General features: G+C 53.2%; 13 protein-coding genes. 5 read left to right on the forward strand and 8 right to left on the reverse strand.

The genetic code is table 11. The features are described from left to right. Nucleotides 1-35: 35 nt before the first annotated feature. Nucleotides 36-1,586: an ATP-binding protein gene (locus K2G43_RS08465; protein ID WP_300154181.1), complete on the forward strand. Its 1,551-nt coding sequence runs from the start codon at nucleotides 36-38 to the stop codon at nucleotides 1,584-1,586. A 55-nt stretch (nucleotides 1,587-1,641) separates the two neighbouring features. After that, nucleotides 1,642-3,198, forward strand: coding sequence for an ATP-binding protein (locus K2G43_RS08470; protein ID WP_300154184.1), 1,557 nt, complete (start codon nucleotides 1,642-1,644; stop codon nucleotides 3,196-3,198). A gap of 224 nt (nucleotides 3,199-3,422) precedes the next feature. Here the strand turns inward: K2G43_RS08470 and topA are convergent, their stop codons facing one another. The 4 genes from topA to K2G43_RS08490 form a co-directional block, all read right to left on the reverse strand. Next, nucleotides 3,423-5,810, reverse strand: a complete 2,388-nt coding sequence (gene topA, locus K2G43_RS08475) for a type I DNA topoisomerase (protein WP_297642362.1) — start codon at nucleotides 5,808-5,810, stop codon at nucleotides 3,423-3,425. Nucleotides 5,811-6,022: 212 nt separating this feature from the next. Beyond that, complete coding sequence (locus K2G43_RS08480; protein WP_300154188.1) at nucleotides 6,023-7,651, reverse strand: TonB-dependent receptor; 1,629 nt, start codon at nucleotides 7,649-7,651, stop codon at nucleotides 6,023-6,025. Between the two features lie 75 nt (nucleotides 7,652-7,726). Next, on the reverse strand, nucleotides 7,727-10,771 hold the full coding sequence (locus tag K2G43_RS08485) for a tetratricopeptide repeat protein (protein ID WP_300154191.1): 3,045 nt from the start codon (nucleotides 10,769-10,771) through the stop codon (nucleotides 7,727-7,729). A gap of 97 nt (nucleotides 10,772-10,868) precedes the next feature. Then, complete coding sequence (locus K2G43_RS08490) at nucleotides 10,869-11,393, reverse strand: NUDIX domain-containing protein (protein ID WP_297642357.1); 525 nt, start codon at nucleotides 11,391-11,393, stop codon at nucleotides 10,869-10,871. A 162-nt stretch (nucleotides 11,394-11,555) separates the two neighbouring features. Between K2G43_RS08490 and K2G43_RS08495 the strand changes: the two genes are divergently transcribed. Then, complete coding sequence (locus tag K2G43_RS08495) at nucleotides 11,556-12,257, forward strand: ComF family protein (RefSeq protein ID WP_300154194.1); 702 nt, start codon at nucleotides 11,556-11,558, stop codon at nucleotides 12,255-12,257. Between the two features lie 25 nt (nucleotides 12,258-12,282). Here K2G43_RS08495 and K2G43_RS08500 read toward each other — a convergent pair whose 3' ends face one another. From K2G43_RS08500 to K2G43_RS08510, 3 genes are all read right to left on the reverse strand, one after another. Then, entirely contained in the window at nucleotides 12,283-12,708 is a 426-nt protein-coding gene (locus K2G43_RS08500) for a SufE family protein (RefSeq protein ID WP_297642354.1), read from the reverse strand. A gap of 65 nt (nucleotides 12,709-12,773) precedes the next feature. Beyond that, nucleotides 12,774-13,787 (reverse strand): M28 family peptidase, encoded by a 1,014-nt coding sequence (locus K2G43_RS08505; RefSeq protein ID WP_297642353.1) that lies wholly within the window; start codon nucleotides 13,785-13,787, stop codon nucleotides 12,774-12,776. Then, nucleotides 13,784-14,722, reverse strand: a complete 939-nt coding sequence (locus K2G43_RS08510; protein WP_297642351.1) for an LD-carboxypeptidase — start codon at nucleotides 14,720-14,722, stop codon at nucleotides 13,784-13,786. The genes K2G43_RS08505 and K2G43_RS08510 overlap by 4 nt, the downstream gene beginning before the upstream one ends. A gap of 325 nt (nucleotides 14,723-15,047) precedes the next feature. Here K2G43_RS08510 and K2G43_RS08515 point away from each other — a divergent pair, with 325 nt between their 5' ends. Further along, complete coding sequence (locus K2G43_RS08515; RefSeq protein ID WP_297642349.1) at nucleotides 15,048-15,953, forward strand: phosphate acyltransferase; 906 nt, start codon at nucleotides 15,048-15,050, stop codon at nucleotides 15,951-15,953. A 72-nt stretch (nucleotides 15,954-16,025) separates the two neighbouring features. Beyond that, nucleotides 16,026-17,108, forward strand: a complete 1,083-nt coding sequence (gene buk / locus K2G43_RS08520; protein WP_297642347.1) for a butyrate kinase — start codon at nucleotides 16,026-16,028, stop codon at nucleotides 17,106-17,108. 273 nt (nucleotides 17,109-17,381) lie between these two features. Here buk and pnp read toward each other — a convergent pair. Further along, on the reverse strand, nucleotides 17,382-19,394 hold a 2,013-nt coding region (gene pnp / locus K2G43_RS08525), incomplete at its 5' end, for a polyribonucleotide nucleotidyltransferase (RefSeq protein ID WP_300154201.1).

The raw sequence follows: 19,394 nt of genomic DNA on the forward strand, positions 1-19,394 counted from the left end.
TTTGTTCTTGATATTCACCTGAAAGGCATAAGAAGATGAGCAACAAACTTTATCCCATCGGCATCCAGAACTTCGAGAAACTCCGTAAGAACGGCTATCTCTACATAGACAAGACCGCACTGGTCTATCAGTTGGTGAAAACCGGCAGCTACTATTTCCTGAGCCGTCCCCGGCGTTTCGGCAAAAGCCTGCTTATCTCGACCTTCGAGGCTTACTTCCAAGGAAAGCGCGAACTGTTTGAAGGACTTGCCATCGAGCAGCTGGAGAAGGAGTGGAAACAGCATCCCATCCTGCACCTCGATCTGAACATCGAACGGTATGATACGCCCGAAAGCCTGGATAAAATACTAAACGACAATTTGATGCGCTGGGAAAGCCTGTACGGGAGCAGTCCGTCCGAAAGTTCATTTTCCTTGCGTTTTGCAGGCATCGTCCGGCGCGCCTACGAACAGACAGGACGGGGTGTTGTCATCCTTGTGGACGAATATGACAAGCCCATGCTGCAAGCCATCGGCAACGAAGCCCTGCAACGCGAGTTCCGCAACACGCTGAAACCATTCTACGGCGTGCTGAAGACGATGGACGGTTGCATCCAGTTCGCCTTCCTGACCGGAGTCACCAAGTTTGGCAAGGTCAGCGTGTTCAGCGACTTGAACAACCTGAACGACCTCTCCATGTGGGACAAGTATTTTGACCTTTGCGGCATCAGCGAACAAGAGTTGCACCGTTATTTGGAGACAGAGATGCACGAATTCGCCGAGGCGCAGGGCCTCACGTATGAAGCCTTCTGCCGGAATTTGAAAGAATACTATGACGGTTACCATTTCACCGAAGATACTCCGGGTGTTTATAATCCTTTCAGCCTGTTGAACGCCTTTGCGCGCAAGAAGTTCGGCAGCTACTGGTTCGAGACCGGAACCCCCACTTACCTCGTGAACCTGCTGAAGAAGCATCACTACAACCTGGAACGCATGGCCAGCGAAAAGACCGATGCCGATATACTGAACAGCGTTGATTCGGAATCAACCAACCCCATTCCGGTGATTTACCAGAGCGGGTATCTCACTATCAAGGGTTACGACGAACGCTTTGGTATCTACTCTTTAGGCTTCCCGAACCGTGAGGTGGAAGAAGGCTTTGTCAAATTCCTGCTTCCGTTTTATGCGAATACCAATAAGGTGGAAGCTCCTTTCGAAATACAGAAATTTGTCCGTGAAATAGAATTAGGCGATTGCGACGCCTTTTTCCGCCGCCTGCAAAGTTTCTTTGCCGACACTCCCTACAAACTGGCGCGCGACCTGGAGCTTCATTATCAGAACGTACTCTTCATCGTCTTCAAGTTGATGGGATTTTATACGAAAGTGGAATACCACACCAGCGCGGGGCGCATTGACTTAGTGATGCAAACCGACAAGTTCATCTACATCATGGAGTTCAAACTGGAAGGCACCGCCGAAGAGGCGTTGCAGCAAATTGAGGAGAAGCGTTACGCCCTTCCCTTCGAGGTAGATCCGCACCGCTTGTTCAAGATAGGGGTGAACTTCAGCAACAAGGAGAGGAACATCGAGAAATGGATTGTGGAGTAAGAAACAAGAATTATGTGTAACTTTGCGTAAACCTGTAACAACCAACCGAATTAATATGGAACCGAAAGCACGCAGGTATCCGATGGGGATACAACATTTCGAGCAGTTACGCAACCTGGGTTGCGTGTATGTGGACAAGACGGAGCTGATTTACCGGCTGGTAAGCACCGACCAAGTCTATTTTCTCAGTCGTCCGCGCCGCTTTGGCAAGAGCCTGCTTATCAATACCCTGGAGTCTTATTTCCAAGGGAAGAAGGAACTCTTCAAAGGCTTGGCGATGGAGCGCCTGGAGAAGGAGTGGACGGCTTATCCGGTGCTACACATCGACTTCAGCATCAGCAAGTATCTGACAGCTCAGCATCTGCACAGTGCCATCAACAGTTTTATGAGGGAATGGGAAAAGGAGTACGACTGCCCGCCTGTTGACGATATTTTCAGCGTGCGCCTGCGCAATGTCATCATGTGTGCCTACCAGAAGACCGGCAAACCGGTGGTGGTGCTGGTGGATGAATACGACTCGCCCCTGCTCGACACCAATAGCGATACGCCCTTGCGGAACGAGTTGCGCGGCATCATGCGCGACTTCTTCAGCCCCTTGAAGAACATGAGCAACTACCTCCGCTTCCTCTTCATCACAGGCATCAGCAAGTTCAGCCAGTTGAGCATCTTCAGCGAGCTGAACAGCCTGCAAAACATCAGTATGCGTGATGACTACAGCGCCCTCTGCGGCATCACAGAGGAAGAGTTGCTGACCCAGTTGAAACCGGATATCGAGCAGATGGCTACCGCCAACGGCGAGACTTACGAGGAGGCGTGCGCCCACCTGAAACGCCAATACGACGGCTACCACTTCAGCGGCCGCTGCCCGGACATCTACAACCCTTACAGCCTGTTCAACGCATTCAATTCCAAGGAGTACAAGAACTACTGGTTCTCTACGGGCACGCCTACCTTCTTGCTTGACATCCTGCGGGAAGCGGATTTCGACGTGCGCGCCTTAGATGGGCTTGACGCCACTGACGAACAGTTCGACGCGCCCACGGATTTGATTACCGACCCCATCCCCGTGCTCTATCAGAGCGGCTACCTCACTATCAAGAAGTACGACCCTCTGTTCCGTTCCTACCGCCTTGCCTATCCTAACAGCGAGGTGCGCTACGGCTTCACGGAGTCCCTTCTGCCTCACTACACCCGGCGCTTTCCGCGCGAGAACACCTTCTATATCGTCTCCTTTATCAAAGACCTGATGAAGGGTGACATCGAAAGCTGCCTGGAGCGCACCCGCGCCTTCTTTGCCTCCATCCCCCACGATCTGGAGAACAAGACGGAGAAGCATTACCAGACCATCTTCTACTTGCTCTTCCGCCTGATGGGGCAATACGTGGATGTGGAGGTGAAGAGCGCCATCGGTCGTGCGGACATGGTGCTGAAGCTGCAAGATGCGGTTTATGTTTTCGAGTTCAAGTACGATGGTACGCCCGAGGAGGCTTTGGCGCAGATTGAGAGCAAGCAGTATGCCATCCCCTATCAGGCGGACGGCAGGCGGGTGGTCAAGGTGGGCGTGAACTTCGACAGCGCCACGCGCACCATTGGTGAGTGGAAGGTAGGTTGATTCTTTTTTTTGAAGGAGTTATTCGGGAGTTAGAAGAAATAAAAAGGAGGTGTGTCAAAACGAAAAGGAACCGACATAATGATAGATTTTAGGCACGGAAGTCTTAGAATTCCGTGCCTAAAAGAAAGTGAAATGCATGTTTTGACACACCTCCTTTTAACTTTTGGAGGAGCGAGGTGGAGTGTTGACTTCCTTTGGGCTCCTTCTGGTTTTCTTTAAAGGAACTATTCTTTCTTGGCGGCTGTTTTCGTCGTCTTGCTGCTTTTCACCGCTTTGGCGGTTCGTTTCGGCTTGCTCGATGCCTTCTCGCTTTGCAGCTTGATGATGCCCATGCAGGCTTGCAGATTCAGGTCTTCGGGGACGATGTCTTTCGGAATCTTATAGTTGCTGCCTTTGTAGGCGATGTAGGGGCCGTAGCGACCGTTCAAGATTTCCAGTTCGGGCTCTTCTTCAAACTTTTTGATGTGTCTCTGGTTTTCGGCTTCCTGCTTCTTTTGCAGCAGCTCGATGGCTTCTTCCAGGGTGACGCTCATCGGGTCCATTGTCTTGAGCAGGGAGGCGTACATGCCGTTGTGCTGGATGTAGGGTCCGAACCGTCCTGCACCGACAATGACTGTCTTGCCTTCGTATTCGCCGAGGGTGCGGGGAAGCTTGAACAACTCGATAGCCTCTTCCAGGGTGATGGTTTCGATGGACATGTCTTTCTTCAGCTGGGCGAAGCGCGGTTTCTCCGTGTCGTCGGCGGTACCGATTTGCGCGACGGGCCCGAAGCGTCCGATCTTGACGGCAACCTGTCTTCCTGTGGCAGGGTCGGTTCCTAAGACACGTTCGCCTGCCTTGTGGGCGCTTTTGGCGGCAAGGGTTCTTTCCACCGAAGGATGGAAGTGCTTGTAGAAGGTCTTCAGGATGCTGGTCCACTGTTTTTCGCCTTCGGCTATCTCGTCGAATTGTTTCTCAACGTTGGCGGTGAAGTTATAGTTGAGGATGTCGGGGAAGTACTCTATCAGGAAGTCGTTGACCACGGTGCCCGTATCGGTGGGGAGCAGTTTGCCTTTTTCTGCCCCTGTGATTTCGGTACGGGTGGTGTCGGCGATGGTATGGGTGTCGCTTTGCAGGGAGAGCACGTTGTAGGGGCGTTCTTCGCCCTCTTTCTCACCTTTCACCACGTATTCGCGTTGCTGGATGGTGGAGATGGTGGGAGCGTATGTGGACGGACGGCCGATGCCCAATTCCTCCAGTTTGCGCACCAGACTTGCCTCGGTGTAGCGGGCGGGATGTTGCGTGAAGCGTTCGGTAGCGGTAATGTCCTTGTATTGTAGTGCCTGTCCCTCTTTCAACGGGGGCAATAGGTGTGTTTCGTCCTCCTGCATTTCCGCGTCTTCATCGTATGACTCGCGATAGACACGCAGGAATCCGTCGAACTTCACCACTTCGCCGGTGGCGGCGAATGTGTCCGGTTCGTTGTTGATATTGATGGTGACAGTGGTCTTTTCCAATTCAGCTTCCGCCATTTGCGAGGCGATGGTTCGTTTCCAAATCAGGTCATACAGCCTTCTTTCCTGTGCCGTGCCTTCGATTTTGGTATTTTCCATATAGGTGGGCCGGATGGCTTCGTGCGCCTCTTGTGCTCCTTTGGTTTTGGTGGCGAAGTGGCGGGTATGCACGTAGCGTTCGCCCATCAGGTCAACGATGGTCGTTCGGCTGGCGTTGACGGCAAGCTCGGAGAGGTTGACGGAGTCGGTACGCATGTAGGTGATCAATCCGGATTCGTACAGACGTTGTGCCACCATCATGGTTTGTGCTACGGTGAATCCCAGCTTGCGGGCGGCTTCCTGTTGCAGGGTCGAGGTGGTGAAGGGGGCGGCAGGGCTTTTTTTCAACGGACGGGTGGTGATGTCGCTGATGGTAAAGGTGGCCGACTTGCAGCTTTCCAAGAACTTCTGCGCCTCCTCCTTGGTTTTGAGACGGCGGCTCAGTTCGGCTTTCATTTCCACCCATGCGCCGTTGGCGTCGGGGACAAGGAATACGGCGGTGACACGGTAGGCGGCTTCTGTCGTGAAGGCATGTATCTCGCGCTCACGCTCCACGATGAGGCGCACGGCGACGGATTGCACACGTCCTGCCGATAGGGCGGGCTTCACCTTCTTCCACAATACGGGCGAGAGTTCGAAGCCTACGATGCGGTCCAGGATGCGGCGTGCCTGCTGTGCATCGACCAGATTGATGTCGATGTCGCGCGGGTGCTCGATGGCTTTCAGGATGGCTCCTTTGGTGATTTCGTGAAAAACGATGCGTTTGGTATGTTCCGGCTTCAGTTTCAGCACCTCATACAGGTGCCAGGCGATGGCTTCTCCTTCGCGGTCCTCATCGGAAGCCAGCCAGACGATATCGGCTTGTTCGGCTTCTTCTTTCAGTTGGGCCACGAGCTTCCGCTTGTCAGCGGGAATTTCGTAATGCGGATTGAAGTCATTGTCCACATCGATGCTGAATTCTTTCTTCTTTAAATCACGTATATGACCATAACTGGAAAGAACTTTAAAATCCTTTCCAAGAAATTTTTCAATGGTTTTCGCTTTCGCCGGAGACTCGACGATAACAAGATTTTTCTGCATATTTTTTCTTCTTTTGTGTGACTCCTGCCACCGGATTTGCCACAAAAGTAGGAAAAAAGCTTTTTTCCCACCTTATAATGGATAGATAATTTAGTAAAAAAGGTTTTTTTTGTTTGGAACACAGAGGCACAGAGACACAGAGGATTTAATTCTGATTTTATGAAAATCTCTGTGTCACCGTGTCTCTGTGTCTCTGTGTTCGATTTGAAAACTTAGAACAGGAAGCTTACTCCTCCTAAGAAATTGATTCCTTCGGAAGTGCATCCCTGGTAGTATTGATATTTTTTGTTCAGCAGGTTGTTGGCGCGGGCATAGATGGAGATGCCCGTGAAAATTTCATAGCTGCCGCTCAGATAGAGGTTGCTGACGGGGGCTTCCTTATGGCCCTCTGTCTCCTGACGGGCAATGTGCCGGTAGCCAATGCCGACAAGTACGGCAGAAACGGGACGCACATTCATGCGGAAGTTGGCCTCGAGCGCGGGTTTGAAGGGGAGCATGATGGTTTCGCGTTCTTTGTCGGTATCCCAATTGCGATAGAGGCCCGATGCGGAGAAGCTGACCAAGTCTTTGTAATCATAGCTTACTTCGGCTCCTGCGTAGATGTTGCTTGTATGGGCGGATGCAGAGCCTGGATAAACTCCCGACATATTTGCGTATGGGGCAAGCACGAGGTCGTTTTTCAAATCTTGATAACCTCCGTAAAGGTGGAGCCATAAGCCGGCTGCCGGACTTGCCTTGAAGCCGATGGCGGCATTCAGTTGCTCGTAGGTGGCATCAGGCTGGCCGGTTATAAGTCCGTAGGGATTCAGCATCTCCAAACGGCGGAAGTCGTTCGTCAGCTTGCCGCCTTTGGCTTGTGCATAGAGGGTGTAGCTGTCCGAGAAGGTGTATTCGGCCTGCACATCAGGTGCGGCACAGAACTTCTTGCCGAAGCCGAAAGCCAAATCGACGTGTGCGCCGAGGCGTACCTTCCAATCATCATTCTGGAGGAGGTAGTAGGGATTGAGCCCCAAATCGGTATGGTTTTTTAAAAGCTCGCCATTGTATATCGCATTGTCCATGCCGAGGCTCAAGCCAACCAGTTGCTCGTCGTTGATGTGGCCTGCCACGTCTGCTTTGGTACGGACAATGCCCTCTTTGGCCGTTCCGTTCGTGAAAGGAGAGTACTGACGTTCGTAGAACATCAGGTTTGTTTCTGCCTTGAACCGATAGGGCATATCGTTGTCTGTGGAGTTCACTCCGAAATGCACATCTCCCGAAGTGTATTTCTGCTTGTTGCGATAGTAATGATGGTTGAAGTTGCTCAGACCGAAGTGTCCGGCTACGTTCAAATCCACTTTGTTGAAAGCGTGCACGTAGTCCATGGCGGCACGTGTGCGGTAGAAATAGGAGTTCCACTTCTTGTCCGTTTCCGGCACCTCCAGTTTGCCGTCCATACCGTCCATGGCGAAGGTCAGGTTGAGGCGGTCTTTGGGGGAGAAGGCGAACAGGTAGTTGGCACGTGCGTCGAGGTTGCCGTAGTTGCCGTATCCCAGACGGGCATAGCCGGGCTTCGCCTTGTCCTGCGTCTCTTTTCCCGTGTAGGCCTGCATCGTGCCTGCGGGGATGTTATCCGATGGCATCAGGGTGGCATCATACTCTACCGTCTTCTTGCTGACGGTGGGCGTTTCCACTTTGGGGAGCACGTTCACTTTGGCGGCATCCCGGATGTCGGGGGTGTACTCTTGTTCCACCACGACTGTACGGACCAGTGTGGTGTCTTGCGGCTGTGTCTGGGCTTGCATTGTCAAAGGGAGCATCGCGAGGGCGACTCCTGCAAGGATGTATGTTGTCTTTCTCATATCTTTGTCTGTTTTTGTTTCTTTGTTTTTTTTAGTTAACGAGTTGACAAGGGACAAGTTAACTTATTCACTTGTTCATTTCAGCTTCTCCAACCGTTCGTTAATCATGCCTTCGATGTCATCATCGGCGTGATAGTTCTGTTGCAGGCTCAGGAGGTACTGGCGTGCATCGAGTTTCTTGTCGGTAGCCACATATACATCGGACAACAGCACGAAGCTGCGTGCCAGCCAGTAGGCGTGCGGCGTGCTTTGGTCGATGAAATCGAGTATCTCCTTTTCGGCAGCGGCGTAGTTGCCGGCGTTGTAGTGTTGCTGTGCCACCAGGTATTTGGCTTCGGCACCGTAGAGGGTACGGGTATCTTTGGCCAGCAGTTGCAGGTCGTCCATCGCCTTCTTGTCTGCTTTCTGGTTGAGATAAGCTTTGGCGCGGTAATAGAGTGCCTCGTTGCGCAGCTCCGGTGAGAGTTTGGCTTCGGCAAGCAGGGCGGTGGCGGCGTGGATGGTTTCCGTATCATCGTGCATCAGCGCTCCGCAACGCAACACGCCGAGGGTGCCGAGCTGGCGGCGTTCGGCAGTGGCGGCTTTGGCTTGCAGCTTCTTGTAGTCGGCAAGTGCCTCGTCGTATTGCCGGCGGTTGAAGAGGATTTCGCTGTGCATCAGCAAGGCTTCTTCCGAATAGGGGTTGTCGGGGTAATCTAATAGTTTGCCCGCATGCTCCAGTACAGCTTCTTCGTCCTGTTGTTCCTTGCCAATCACGCAGAGGTAATAGTGGGCGTTCAGGCTGAACGCTCCTGTGGGATAGCTTTGCAGGTAGCGCCGGAAGCTGGCTTGAGCGGAAAGGGGTTCGCCTTTCATATAGACCTTTTCGGCGGCGATGTAGGTCAGGGAGTCTTGCTCGTTCGGCTCAAAGCGGATGATGCCGGGCATCTGGGCGGCAAGGGCGGCAAATTCGTCCACCCGGTTGGCTTCCACATAGATGGACTTCAAGTCGCGCATGGCGAGACGCGCTTCTTCACTGCCGGGATACCGGGTGACTACCTGTTTGTAGGCTTCGATGGCGTGGTCATAGTCATCGTTCTGATAGTAGAGCAGGCCGATTTCCGTGGCGGCCTTGCGGCTGACGGGGCTTTCGGGATATTTGCTCAGCAATTCGCGGAAGGTGGCGATGGCCTGGCGGCTGTTGTTGCTCTGCACGTAGGAACGTCCCTTCTCGTAGAGGGCGTTGACGGCGTAGGGCGAGTTGGGGTATTTGGCGGCAAGCCGGTTCAGCATGTTCACCTTCTCCGTATAGTCTTTCTGCATGCCGTAAACCAGTGCCAACTGATAGACGGCATAGTCGCCGGCAGGTGTGTTCAGGTTTTCGGCCTTGGCGTAGCACTGCTTGGCTTCCTCAAAACGGCGGACGCGCAGGTAGCAGTCGCCGATGCGGTTGTAGGCATCTGCCAGTGCGGTGGGGTTCTCGCCTTTCTCCAGTTGGATGAAGTTGCGGAACCGGCTTTCTGCCGTCGGGTAGTCTTTCTGGTGGAAAGCGATGTAGGCGAGGTTGTAGTAGGCCAGGGCGAACATTTCCGTATCTTTCCGGCGGGTGAGCGACAGGTAATTGTTGAAGTGGTGGGTGGCTTCCGGCATCCGGTTTAGCCGGTAGTAAGACTCGCCTAACCAGTAGCAGGCATCGGCTTTGGTCTGGAGATTGTATTGTCCCAATGCTACACTCTGGTTGAAATAGCCGATTGCCTGTTCAAATTGGGTGTTGGCGAAGGATTGTGTCCCAAGTTGGAACAGAATCTTCTGTTTGGCTTCCAGAATTGACTTGCCCGGGTGGGTGATGCGTTCGATGGACTTCAGGGCAGCCTCGTAGCTGCGGGTATTCATATAGACTTCTACCAGGTAGTTGCTGATGCGGTCGGCGTAGGGTGAGTTGGGAAAGTCGTTCAGGAATTTCTCGAATACCGTCACCGATTCGCCGAAAGCGGAGTAGGAGGTCTCGTGGATGCACAGCGCATAGTTGTAGGCGGCCTGTTCCTTGATTTTCAGGTCGGCGTCGCTGGCGGCGGCGAGTTCAAACGCCATACGTGCTTTGGGCTTGTCGGCCAGTTGCAGATAAGCGAGCCCCATGTGCAGGTAGGCGTTCTGCGAGAGGGCGTCCTCCTCGATGGTCACTTTGCCGAGATGGACGGGCACCTGCGAATAGACACCGCATTGGTAGCATGCCATACCCATCATGTAGAGGGCGTCCCGTCTGTCGGGGGCGGACTCACCGTTCTGGTCCAGATAGGTTTGGAACGAGTTCATCGCTTCGTGGTACTTGCCGAAGTGGTACTCCGCCGTACCGATGATGCGGCTCATTTCCGCGGCATGTCCGGCATCCAATCCGCGGGAGTGGGCGGACAGTGCGTTCTGCGCCACAATCTCCGCCTTGTCGTACTGCTTTTTCTGCAAATAGATTTCGGCGATGTAGTAGGGGACCAAGCTTCTGTATTTGGCATGGTCTTGCAAAGAGAGGAATCCTTCCAGGGCTTCGTCCAGCCGTCCTTGCGTGTATCGTATATAAGAGAGGTAGTAGTTGCAGTCTGCCGCATACTTCCTGCCGGTGCTGCGCAAGGTCTCGAACCAGGCGGCCGCTTCCTTCACATTGCCCGTTTTCAGGTGGCAGGTGGCAAGGCGGTAGGTCATGTCGTCCCGCTCTTCCGCGCTCAGCAGGTCGAGTCGGGCGGAGTTGAACATGGCAAGCGCATTGTCATAGTCACCGTCGAAGAAATATGCCGAGGCTATCAGGGCGTAGATGCGGTTGGCGTGCGGGGTGTCGGGATATTCGTTCAGGAAGGCGCGCAGCAGGCCGATGCTTTTCGGATCTCTGAGCTCATAGGCGGCGCACACCAGCATATATTCCGCTTCCAGTCGGTCGCCTACGTCGGGCAGCGGTTGGTTTTCCTTGCTTATCAGGCCGATGTAGCTCTTCAGCGGGGCGATGGCGGCGGCGTATGCCTTCTGTTGGAACAGGGTTTGTCCCTCCTTGTAGAGTCGTTGGGGGGAAGTCTCTTTCTCGTCGGTTTGTGCGTGGACGAGTAGGGGGGCGCAGCAAAGCGCCGTGCAAAGTATGCGTGAAATTCGATGTTTCATCTTCTATCTGAATAGGTATTTCGCAAAAATACGGGTTTTAGTCCGTTTTTGTTTTACATATTTGTTTTTTTTAGGAAAACACGGGCTTCCGGGCGTTCTAAACAGTTGTCTCGCAGATCCTCTCTATTCCTCTTCGGATGGAGGCGAGCCCGAAGTCGGTGGGATTGATTTTATCCGGCGGAAGGAAGAACAGATCGGCGGCATCGTCCATCGCTTGGAAGTGGCGGGTGTCTGCCACCGTGCAGCGGTAGAACATGTCCAGCGTATGTACCGGGAAGCCGGAATAGATGTAGATGTTGGGCAACGAGAAGAGGTATTCTACCTGCGTCACGTCCAGCCCCGTCTCTTCTTTAACCTCACGGGCTACGCCTTCTTCGCCTGTCTCGAACATGTCGATGAAGCCGCCGGGTAGGTCGAGGGTGCCTTTGGCGGGCTCTTTGGCGCGGCGGCACACCAACAGCTCGCCCTGCTCATTGAAAATCAGTGCCACCGTGGCCGATGACGGATTGAAATAATAGACAAAACCGCAGTCGGCGCACTGCTTCGATTTTTCGTTGTGAACCTCAAAACGGGCGGAGCCGCACTTCGGACAGTATCTGAATTGAGTAAGAGGATGTTCCATGCTTGTGAATCGTTTGGTTTCGGGAGACAAAGGTAGTGTAAATCGGATGTATTGCAAGATTATTTGGGAGGAATCGTGAGAAGGCTTATATTTGGGGACTCTTTTGTGATGGATGCGGCGATGCCGTTCCGGTAGAAACTATTATCTGATAATCTTATTATAATGAAAAATACCTTGACCGTCTGGCTCACTTCTTTTGTCCGGTTGTTTTTCCCGCGCCATTGTGTGGTGTGTGGGAGGCCTTTGCTGGAGGCTGAGGAGGGAATCTGCCTCCGTTGCAACATGGATATGCCCCGGACGAATTATCATCGTCGCAAGGACAATCCTGCGGAGTGCTTGTTTTTGGGGGGAATGTCGCCGGAGCGTGCCACCTCCTTGTTCTTTTATCGCAAAGGAAGCGACTTCCGCCACGTGGTGCATCTGCTGAAGTATAACGGCCGGAAAGATTTGGGCGAGATTATGGGGCGTCTGATGGCGGCGGAATTGTCGGAGGCCGGCTTCTTCCGCGGGGTGGATGTACTGATTCCCATCCCCCTGCATCCCTTTCGGCAGCGGGAGCGGGGCTATAACCAGAGCGAGTGCATAGCCCGCGGCATCTCTGCCGTGACCGGCATTCCTGTTGACGCTTCTTCCGTGCGGCGTTGCAAATATACAGAATCGCAGACCCGCAAGTCCGTCTATGAGCGTTGGGAGAATATGAAAGGCATCTTCTCTCTTTCTTGTCCCGAACGCTTTGTCGGAAAACACATCCTGCTGGTGGACGATGTGCTGACCACAGGAGCCACCACCACCGCTTGCGCCGACGCGTTTCAGGGAGTGGAGGACGTGCGTTTCAGCGTTTTGACATTGGCGATAGCAGATTAGCCTGCCCGCTCTTCACCATTGCCGCTTACCGTTCGTTTTTCGCCTTATAGGCCAGCGCATACATTCGCATCTGCTTCACCATGGAGAGCAATCCGTTGCTGCGGGTGGGGGAGAGGTGGTCTTTCAGTCCGATTCGGTCGATGAAGTAGAGGTCGGCCTCCAGTATCTCGTCCGGCGTATGGCCGGAGAAGACTCTGATGAGCAGGGCGATGATGCCTTTCACAATCAGCGCGTCGCTTTCGGCCCGGAAGATGATTTTTCCGTCTGCTTCGTCTGCCTGTAGCCATACGCGGCTTTGGCAGCCTTCAATCAGGTTCTGTTCTGTCTTATATTGTTCGTCAAGCGGTTCCTGTTCGTTTCCCAAGTCGATGAGAAGCTGGTACCGGTCCATCCAGTCGTCGAAATCGTTGAATTCGGCGATTACTTCTTCTTGTACTTCGTTGATGCTCATATTGTTTTGGTTTTATAGTTTATTTTTTAGGGGGAGTTAACTTCCGGGTGACTCTTTCCACTTCATTATTGTTCCCTGTAAATCACCTCCAGCACGGTCTGTCCCACCGCGTTGAGCGTAGCTCTGTCGATGATGTCCATGTTGTCGTTCGTCGTGTGCCAGAAATCGCCGAAGCCACTGTCGCCGTTCGGGTCGTAGTTGATGATGTCCACGCACGGAATCTGGCGGAGGTTATAGACGTAGAGGTGGTCGTCCGTCACTTCGGTGCCCTTTTCTTTGGGGAAGAATCTAGCGAAGCCCAGGCTGTGTGCGGCATTCCATATCTTATCGACATACTTGCCTGCGGTCCGTTGGGAGAATTGCTCCTTGTAGAAGGTGGCTTCTTTGCCGCCTACCATATCAAGCAAGATGCCGAAACGGGCGTTGTAGTTCTCCACATGGGGCACGTGTCCCCAATATTGCGAGCCAAGGCACCATGTGTCGTTCTTGTAAGTCCCTTTGTAGAAGTAGGGCATGCCATAGTCTTCGGCATCGAAGAAGATGATGTCTATGCCGATGGCGGGAGCCTGCTGTTGCAGTTGGCGTGCCACTTCGAGCAGTACGCCCACTCCGCTGGCACCGTCGTTTACTCCCAAAATGGGGGTGCGGTGCTTCTTCTTGTCGCTGTCTTGGTCGGCGTAGGGGCGGCTGTCCCAATGGGCGCAGAGCAGGACGCGTCTTTTGCTTTCGGGGTTGTAGCTTCCGATGATGTTGCGTGCCTTCAGGATGGTGTTGTCATACGCCATCAGGTCGGCGTATTGGTTATAGACCTTCGCTCCGAACTGATCCAGTTTGCCGGCCAGAAACGTTCCACAAGCCTTATGTGCATCGGTGTTGGGCACCCGCGGGCCGAAATCCGCCTGTGCTTGGATGTATCGGTAGGCGCTGTCTGCATTGAACTGGGGGACGTTGGCGGGTGCTCCTGCTGTCGCAGGTGTTTCGTCGGCGCTGTTGGCGGCCTTGCCGCTGTGATTACTGCATGCCACTGCGGCTACTATCAGCAGCAGGAACAGCGGGATAAAGGTATAATTCCGTTTCATTCTTTATGGGTGTTAAAACTTAGTTTCACTTCTTTCTTGCCAACTTCCAGCTTCACTGCGGCGCCGTTTATCAGCGGCACGTTCATCGTGACGTGTCCGACGGGGAAGTTGAAGCATATCGGATAGTCGTATTCCTTCACCAAGTCGGCCAGTGCGCCATACAGTTCTTTGCCCAAGGAGTGGTTCTCCTCATATTCGGTGAACTGTCCGATGATGAGTCCCGACAGCTTTTCGAGCACGCCGCCCAGTTTCAGGTTATACATCATGCGCTCTACTGCGTGCGGGCGTTCGCCCACGTCTTCGATGAAGAGGATGGTTCCTTCGGCGGGGATGTCGTAGGGGGTGCCGCGCAGACCGTAGGCCACCGCCAGGTTGCCGCCGCGCAGGATGCCTTCTGCCTCTCCGCGGTGGTTCAGCTTGTGTGCCGGGCAGGTGTGGCAGAAGCGTTCTTCTTCGCATGGCAAGTTGCCGAAGAGGATGTCTTTTAATGCCTGCGTGCAGAAATCGTCTTCAGGCTCCACCGTCAGATGGCGTGCCATAGGGGCGTGCAAGGAGGCGAATCCTTGTTGCTGGAGTACGTTGTGCAAGGCTGTGATGTCGCTGAATCCGACAAGCCATTTGGGATGTTCCTTGAATCGGGTGAAGTCCAATTTGCCTACCAGATGCACGGCACCATAACCGCCCCTGCTGCAAAAGATGACTTTTGCCTTTTTATCGTCCAGTGCGTTTTGCAGGTCATCCAGACGTTGCCGGATGCTTCCCGCATAGGTCCCGTTCGAACCGTCCGCATGTTTGGCAAGTACCACTTCCAGACCCCAAGACTTCAACCGCTTTTCCGCGCCTTTCAGGAAGGACTTGTCAATCTTGCCCGAGGGGGAGAGGATGATGACCCGGTCGCCTTCTTGTAGGGATGGAGGGAAAATAAGACTGTCCATATCGTATGCTTTCAATGAATTTTCCGCAAATGTACACAATTCACCATAGAATGCACAGCCTTTTTAGTTTATTTTACCAGAGAGGGGCATGGCTTTTTCATTTACGGGAATTACGGGAGTTATCACTTCGCTTCGCTTCATTAGGAGTTAAAACCGATACTCTTGTGCCTGATGCCGTTACGAAAGTATTGGCTTTAACTTCTAAATTGACTTGTCGGCTGATAACTCCTTAAAGAACCATTTCTTCGAACAAAGTGTAAAAAAATAGCAGGGAAAATGGTGTGTATCTCGATGTTTTTTTAGATATTTGCTAAAAACTAACATTATGGAACCAATACGGAACTTTGACCAACTAACAGCCCACCTGAAGACCCTGAACAAGCGGAAACGCATTGCAGTGGTCTGTGCCAACGACCCCAATACGGAGTATGCCATCGCCCGTGCCTTGGAGGAAGGCATCGCTGAATTCCTGATGATTGGCGACTCTACCATTCTGGAGAAATATCCCACCCTGAAGCAATATCCCCAATACGTGAAGACGCTGCATATCGAAGACCCTGACGAGGCGGCACGTGAGGCGGTGCGCATCGTTCGCGAAGGCGGTGCCGACATCCTGATGAAGGGCATCATCAATACCGACAACCTGCTGCATGCCATCCTCGACAAGGAGAAGGGATTGCTGCCCAAAGGAAAAATCCTGACCCATCTGGCGGTGATGCAGATACCCACTTACGATAAACTGCTCTTCTTTTCCGATGCTGCGGTCATCCCCCGTCCCACGCTTCAGCAACGCATCGAGATGATTTGGTATGCCATTCGCGCCTGCCATCATTTTGGCATTGAACAACCACGCATCTCGCTGATACACTGCACAGAGAAGGTGAGCGCTAAGTTCCCTCATTCGTTGGACTATGTGAACATCGTGGAACTGGCGGAAGCGGGAGAGTTTGGCAACGTTATCATTGACGGACCGTTGGACGTAAAGACCTCGTGCGAAAAGACGAGTGGCAACATCAAGGGAATCGTGTCGCCCATTGACGGGGAAGCGGATGTGCTGATTTTTCCCAACATTGAGTCGGGTAATGCCTTCTACAAGGCGGTCTCCCTCTTTTCGCACGCCGATATGGCGGGGCTGCTTCAAGGACCCATCTGTCCGGTGGTGCTCCCTTCGCGCAGCGATTCCGGTTTGTCTAAATATTATAGCATTGCCATGGCGTGCCTGACAAGCTGATTTCATTTACTATTTTATACCTCGTAATTCGTATCTTGTAACTCGTAACTTGTATCTCGTATCTCGTAACTCATGAAAATACTAGCCATAAACCCCGGTTCCACTTCGACTAAGATAGCTACTTATGAAAATGAGACTCCCCGTCTGGTGCTCAACATCCGCCATTCGGTGGAGGAGCTTTCTGATTTTCCCCGTATCATCGACCAGTTCGAGTTTCGCAAGAGCTTGGTGCTGGAGGCGTTGGAGAAGAATGGGATTCCTTTTGAGTTCGATGCCATCGTGGGACGGGGAGGACTACTGAAGCCCATTCCCGGCGGTGTCTATGAGGTGAACGACGCGATGCTGGATGACATCGCCCACGCCATGCGCAGTCATGCCTGCAACTTAGGCTGCCTCATTGCTTCCGAACTCGCCGCGTTGCTTCCCGGTTGCCGGGCGTTCATCGCCGACCCGGGCGTGGTGGACGAGCTGGACGAAATATCGCGCATCACCGGTTCGCCTTTGATGCCTCGCATCACCATCTGGCACGCTCTGAACCAACGTGCCATTGCCCGTCGCTATGCTGCCGAACGCACGGTGGCGAATCCCGAACACCCCGTGCGCTACGAAGACCTGAACCTGATTATCTGCCATCTGGGCGGTGGTATTTCGGTAGGTACGCACTGCAAAGGCCGTGCCATCGATGTGAACAACGCATTGGACGGTGAGGGCCCTTTCTCGCCGGAACGGGCGGGAACCCTGCCTGCCGGGCAACTGATAGACCTTTGCAGCTCAGGTCGCTACACCAAAGAGGAGTTGAAGAAACGCATTTCCGGTCGTGCCGGTCTGGCCGCCCACTTGGGAACCACAGACGTGTCTGCCATTGTGAAGCGCATTGAAGCGGGCGACGAACATGCTGAATTGGTGCTGAACGCCCTGATTTATCAGGTAGCCAAGAGCATAGGAGCAGCATCCGTGGTGCTCTACGGAAAGATAGACGCCATCCTGCTGACAGGCGGCATGGCACATTCGGAGTACATCACTTCCCGTTTGCGGGAGCGTGTCTCGTTCCTTGCTCCTGTCTATGTCTATCCCGGTGAGGATGAGTTGGAGGCGTTGGTGCAGAATGCGCTGGGCGCTTTGCGGGGAGAGTTGCCGGTACAGGTTTATCAATGAAAGTATGGTCGGAATAGAGTTTGTCAAGACAACCAAATTGCGGCAACTTATTGCTCCTTATTTTGGATGGACCTCATTCGCATGCCAATAATCGGAATCACGGTTGCACAGGTTGCAGTTCTGCGTTGATGATGAATACGTTATACATGTCACGATAGGTGAATAGTTCCGAAAAAATAGCGAATGCTGGAAGTGGCAGAGTGGAAAAAAGATAAAAGCCCGATGGAACAACTCCACCGGGCTTTCTTCATTCTTTATGTGAGATAGAAAGAATTATTGTTGTCTTCTTTCGGGACGCTCTCTTCTTTCGGGGCGTTCGGCTCTTTCTGGTTTCGGAAGCAATACCTTGTGCGAAAGTTTGAACTTACCGGTCTTCGGGTCGATGTCAAGCAACTTCACGTCGATTTCGTCACCTTCCTTGATGCCGGCTTCTTCTACAGTCTCCAGACGTTTCCAGTCGATTTCGGAGATGTGGAGCAAGCCGTCCTTGCCCGGCAGGAACTCAACGAATGCACCGTAAGGCATGATGGAACGAACCTTACCCTTGTAAACCTCGCCCACTTCGGGAACGGCTACAATGGCCTTGATCAAGCGCATGGCATCATCGATGCTCTGCTTGTTCGTGCCGGCAATCTCGATGCGGCCCACGTTGTCAATCTCTTCAATCGTGATGGTGGCGCCGGTCTCTTCCTGCATACCCTGGATAATTTTTCCGCCCGGGCCGATGACAGCGCCGATGAATTCTTTCGGAATGGTCATCGTCTCGATACGCGGAGCGTGCGGCTTCAGGTCTTCACGAGGCTCTGCGATGCACTCGGTCAGTTTGCCCAAGATGTATTCGCGGCCTTCTTTGGCTTGCAGCAATGCTTTCTCCAAGATTTCATAGGAAAGTCCGTCCACCTTGATATCCATCTGGGTGGCAGTGATACCGTCTTTCGTACCTGTTACCTTGAAGTCCATATCGCCCAAGTGGTCCTCATCGCCGAGGATATCGGACAATACGGCGTATTTGTCCTCGCCGGCGTTCTTAATCAATCCCATGGCGATACCTGATACCGGCTTCTTGATTTTCACACCGGCATCCATCAGTGCCAATGTTCCGGCACATACGGTAGCCATGGAAGAAGAACCGTTGGATTCGAGGATGTCGGACATCACACGTATCACGTAAGGATAATCTGCGGGAATCTGGCCTTTCAATGCACGCCAAGCCAAGTGACCGTGACCGATTTCACGACGGCCTACACCGCGCTGTGCTTTTGCTTCGCCCGTAGAGAACGGGGGGAAGTTGTAGTGCAACAGGAAACGCTCTTTTCCGTGAGTCAGTACGTCGTCCACAATCTTCTCATCCAGCTTCGTGCCCAACGTGACGGTTGACAAGGATTGAGTTTCGCCACGTGTGAAGATGGCGGATCCGTGAGGACCGGGCAGGTAGCCTGCTTCGCACCAGATAGGACGGATTTCGGTGGTCTTACGTCCGTCGAGACGCTTGCCTTCGTCCAGGATGGAGCGGCGCATCGCTTCTTTTTCCACATCGTGGTAGTAGCGGTCAATCAGCGGAGCCTTCTCTTCCAGCTCTTCTTCGGTGAATTGAGCTTTGAACTCTTCGCGGATAGCGTCGAAAGCAGCCATGCGCTCGTGCTTGTTGTTGTTGCCCGAAGCTGCGATGGCGTATGCCTTATCGTAGCAGGCATCGTGAACGGCCTGGCGAAGCTCTTCGTCGTTCACTTCGTGGCAATATTCGCGTTTCACGGTAGAACCAACCTCTTCGGCAAGTTCCATCTGTGCCTTGCAGTGAACTTTGATGGCTTCGTGTGCGGCCTTCATCGCTTCCAGCAGGTCTTGTTCGGAAACCTCGCTCATTTCGCCTTCCACCATCATGATGTTCTCGTATGTAGCGCCTACCATGAGGTCCATGTCTGCCTTCTCCAGTTGTTCGAAGGTGGGGTTGATGACGAATTGTCCGTCGATGCGTGCTACGCGTACTTCGGAGATAGGTCCGTTGAAGGGGATATCTGAAACTGCCAGTGCGGCGGAAGCTGCAAGTCCTGCCAAAGCATCGGGCATGTCAACGCCGTCAGCCGAGAAAAGGATGATGTTTACATATACCTCTGCGTGGAAATTGTCGGGGAATAGGGGGCGGAGAGCACGGTCCACCAGGCGGCAAGTCAGGATTTCGTAGTCAGATGCGCGTCCTTCGCGTTTGGTAAAACCGCCGGGAAAACGTCCGAATGCGGAGAATTTTTCTTTGTACTCTACCTGTAGCGGCATGAAATCTGTTCCGGG

The organism is Bacteroides sp. (assembly GCF_029057325.1).
In the GTDB taxonomy this organism is placed as follows: domain Bacteria; phylum Bacteroidota; class Bacteroidia; order Bacteroidales; family Bacteroidaceae; genus Bacteroides.

Excerpts from the sequence above, each read along its gene's own strand:
- K2G43_RS08465 (WP_300154181.1), top strand. The coding sequence starts at position 36 with ATGAGCAACAAACTTTATCCCATCGGCATCCAGAACTTCGAGAAACTC.
- K2G43_RS08470 (WP_300154184.1), top strand. The coding sequence starts at position 1,642 with ATGGAACCGAAAGCACGCAGGTATCCGATGGGGATACAACATTTCGAG.
- topA (WP_297642362.1), bottom strand. The coding sequence starts at position 5,810 with ATGCAGAAAAATCTTGTTATCGTCGAGTCTCCGGCGAAAGCGAAAACC.
- K2G43_RS08480 (WP_300154188.1), bottom strand. The coding sequence starts at position 7,651 with ATGAGAAAGACAACATACATCCTTGCAGGAGTCGCCCTCGCGATGCTC.
- K2G43_RS08485 (WP_300154191.1), bottom strand. The coding sequence starts at position 10,771 with ATGAAACATCGAATTTCACGCATACTTTGCACGGCGCTTTGCTGCGCC.
- K2G43_RS08490 (WP_297642357.1), bottom strand. The coding sequence starts at position 11,393 with ATGGAACATCCTCTTACTCAATTCAGATACTGTCCGAAGTGCGGCTCC.
- K2G43_RS08495 (WP_300154194.1), top strand. The coding sequence starts at position 11,556 with ATGAAAAATACCTTGACCGTCTGGCTCACTTCTTTTGTCCGGTTGTTT.
- K2G43_RS08500 (WP_297642354.1), bottom strand. The coding sequence starts at position 12,708 with ATGAGCATCAACGAAGTACAAGAAGAAGTAATCGCCGAATTCAACGAT.
- K2G43_RS08505 (WP_297642353.1), bottom strand. The coding sequence starts at position 13,787 with ATGAAACGGAATTATACCTTTATCCCGCTGTTCCTGCTGCTGATAGTA.
- K2G43_RS08510 (WP_297642351.1), bottom strand. The coding sequence starts at position 14,722 with ATGGACAGTCTTATTTTCCCTCCATCCCTACAAGAAGGCGACCGGGTC.
- K2G43_RS08515 (WP_297642349.1), top strand. The coding sequence starts at position 15,048 with ATGGAACCAATACGGAACTTTGACCAACTAACAGCCCACCTGAAGACC.
- buk (WP_297642347.1), top strand. The coding sequence starts at position 16,026 with ATGAAAATACTAGCCATAAACCCCGGTTCCACTTCGACTAAGATAGCT.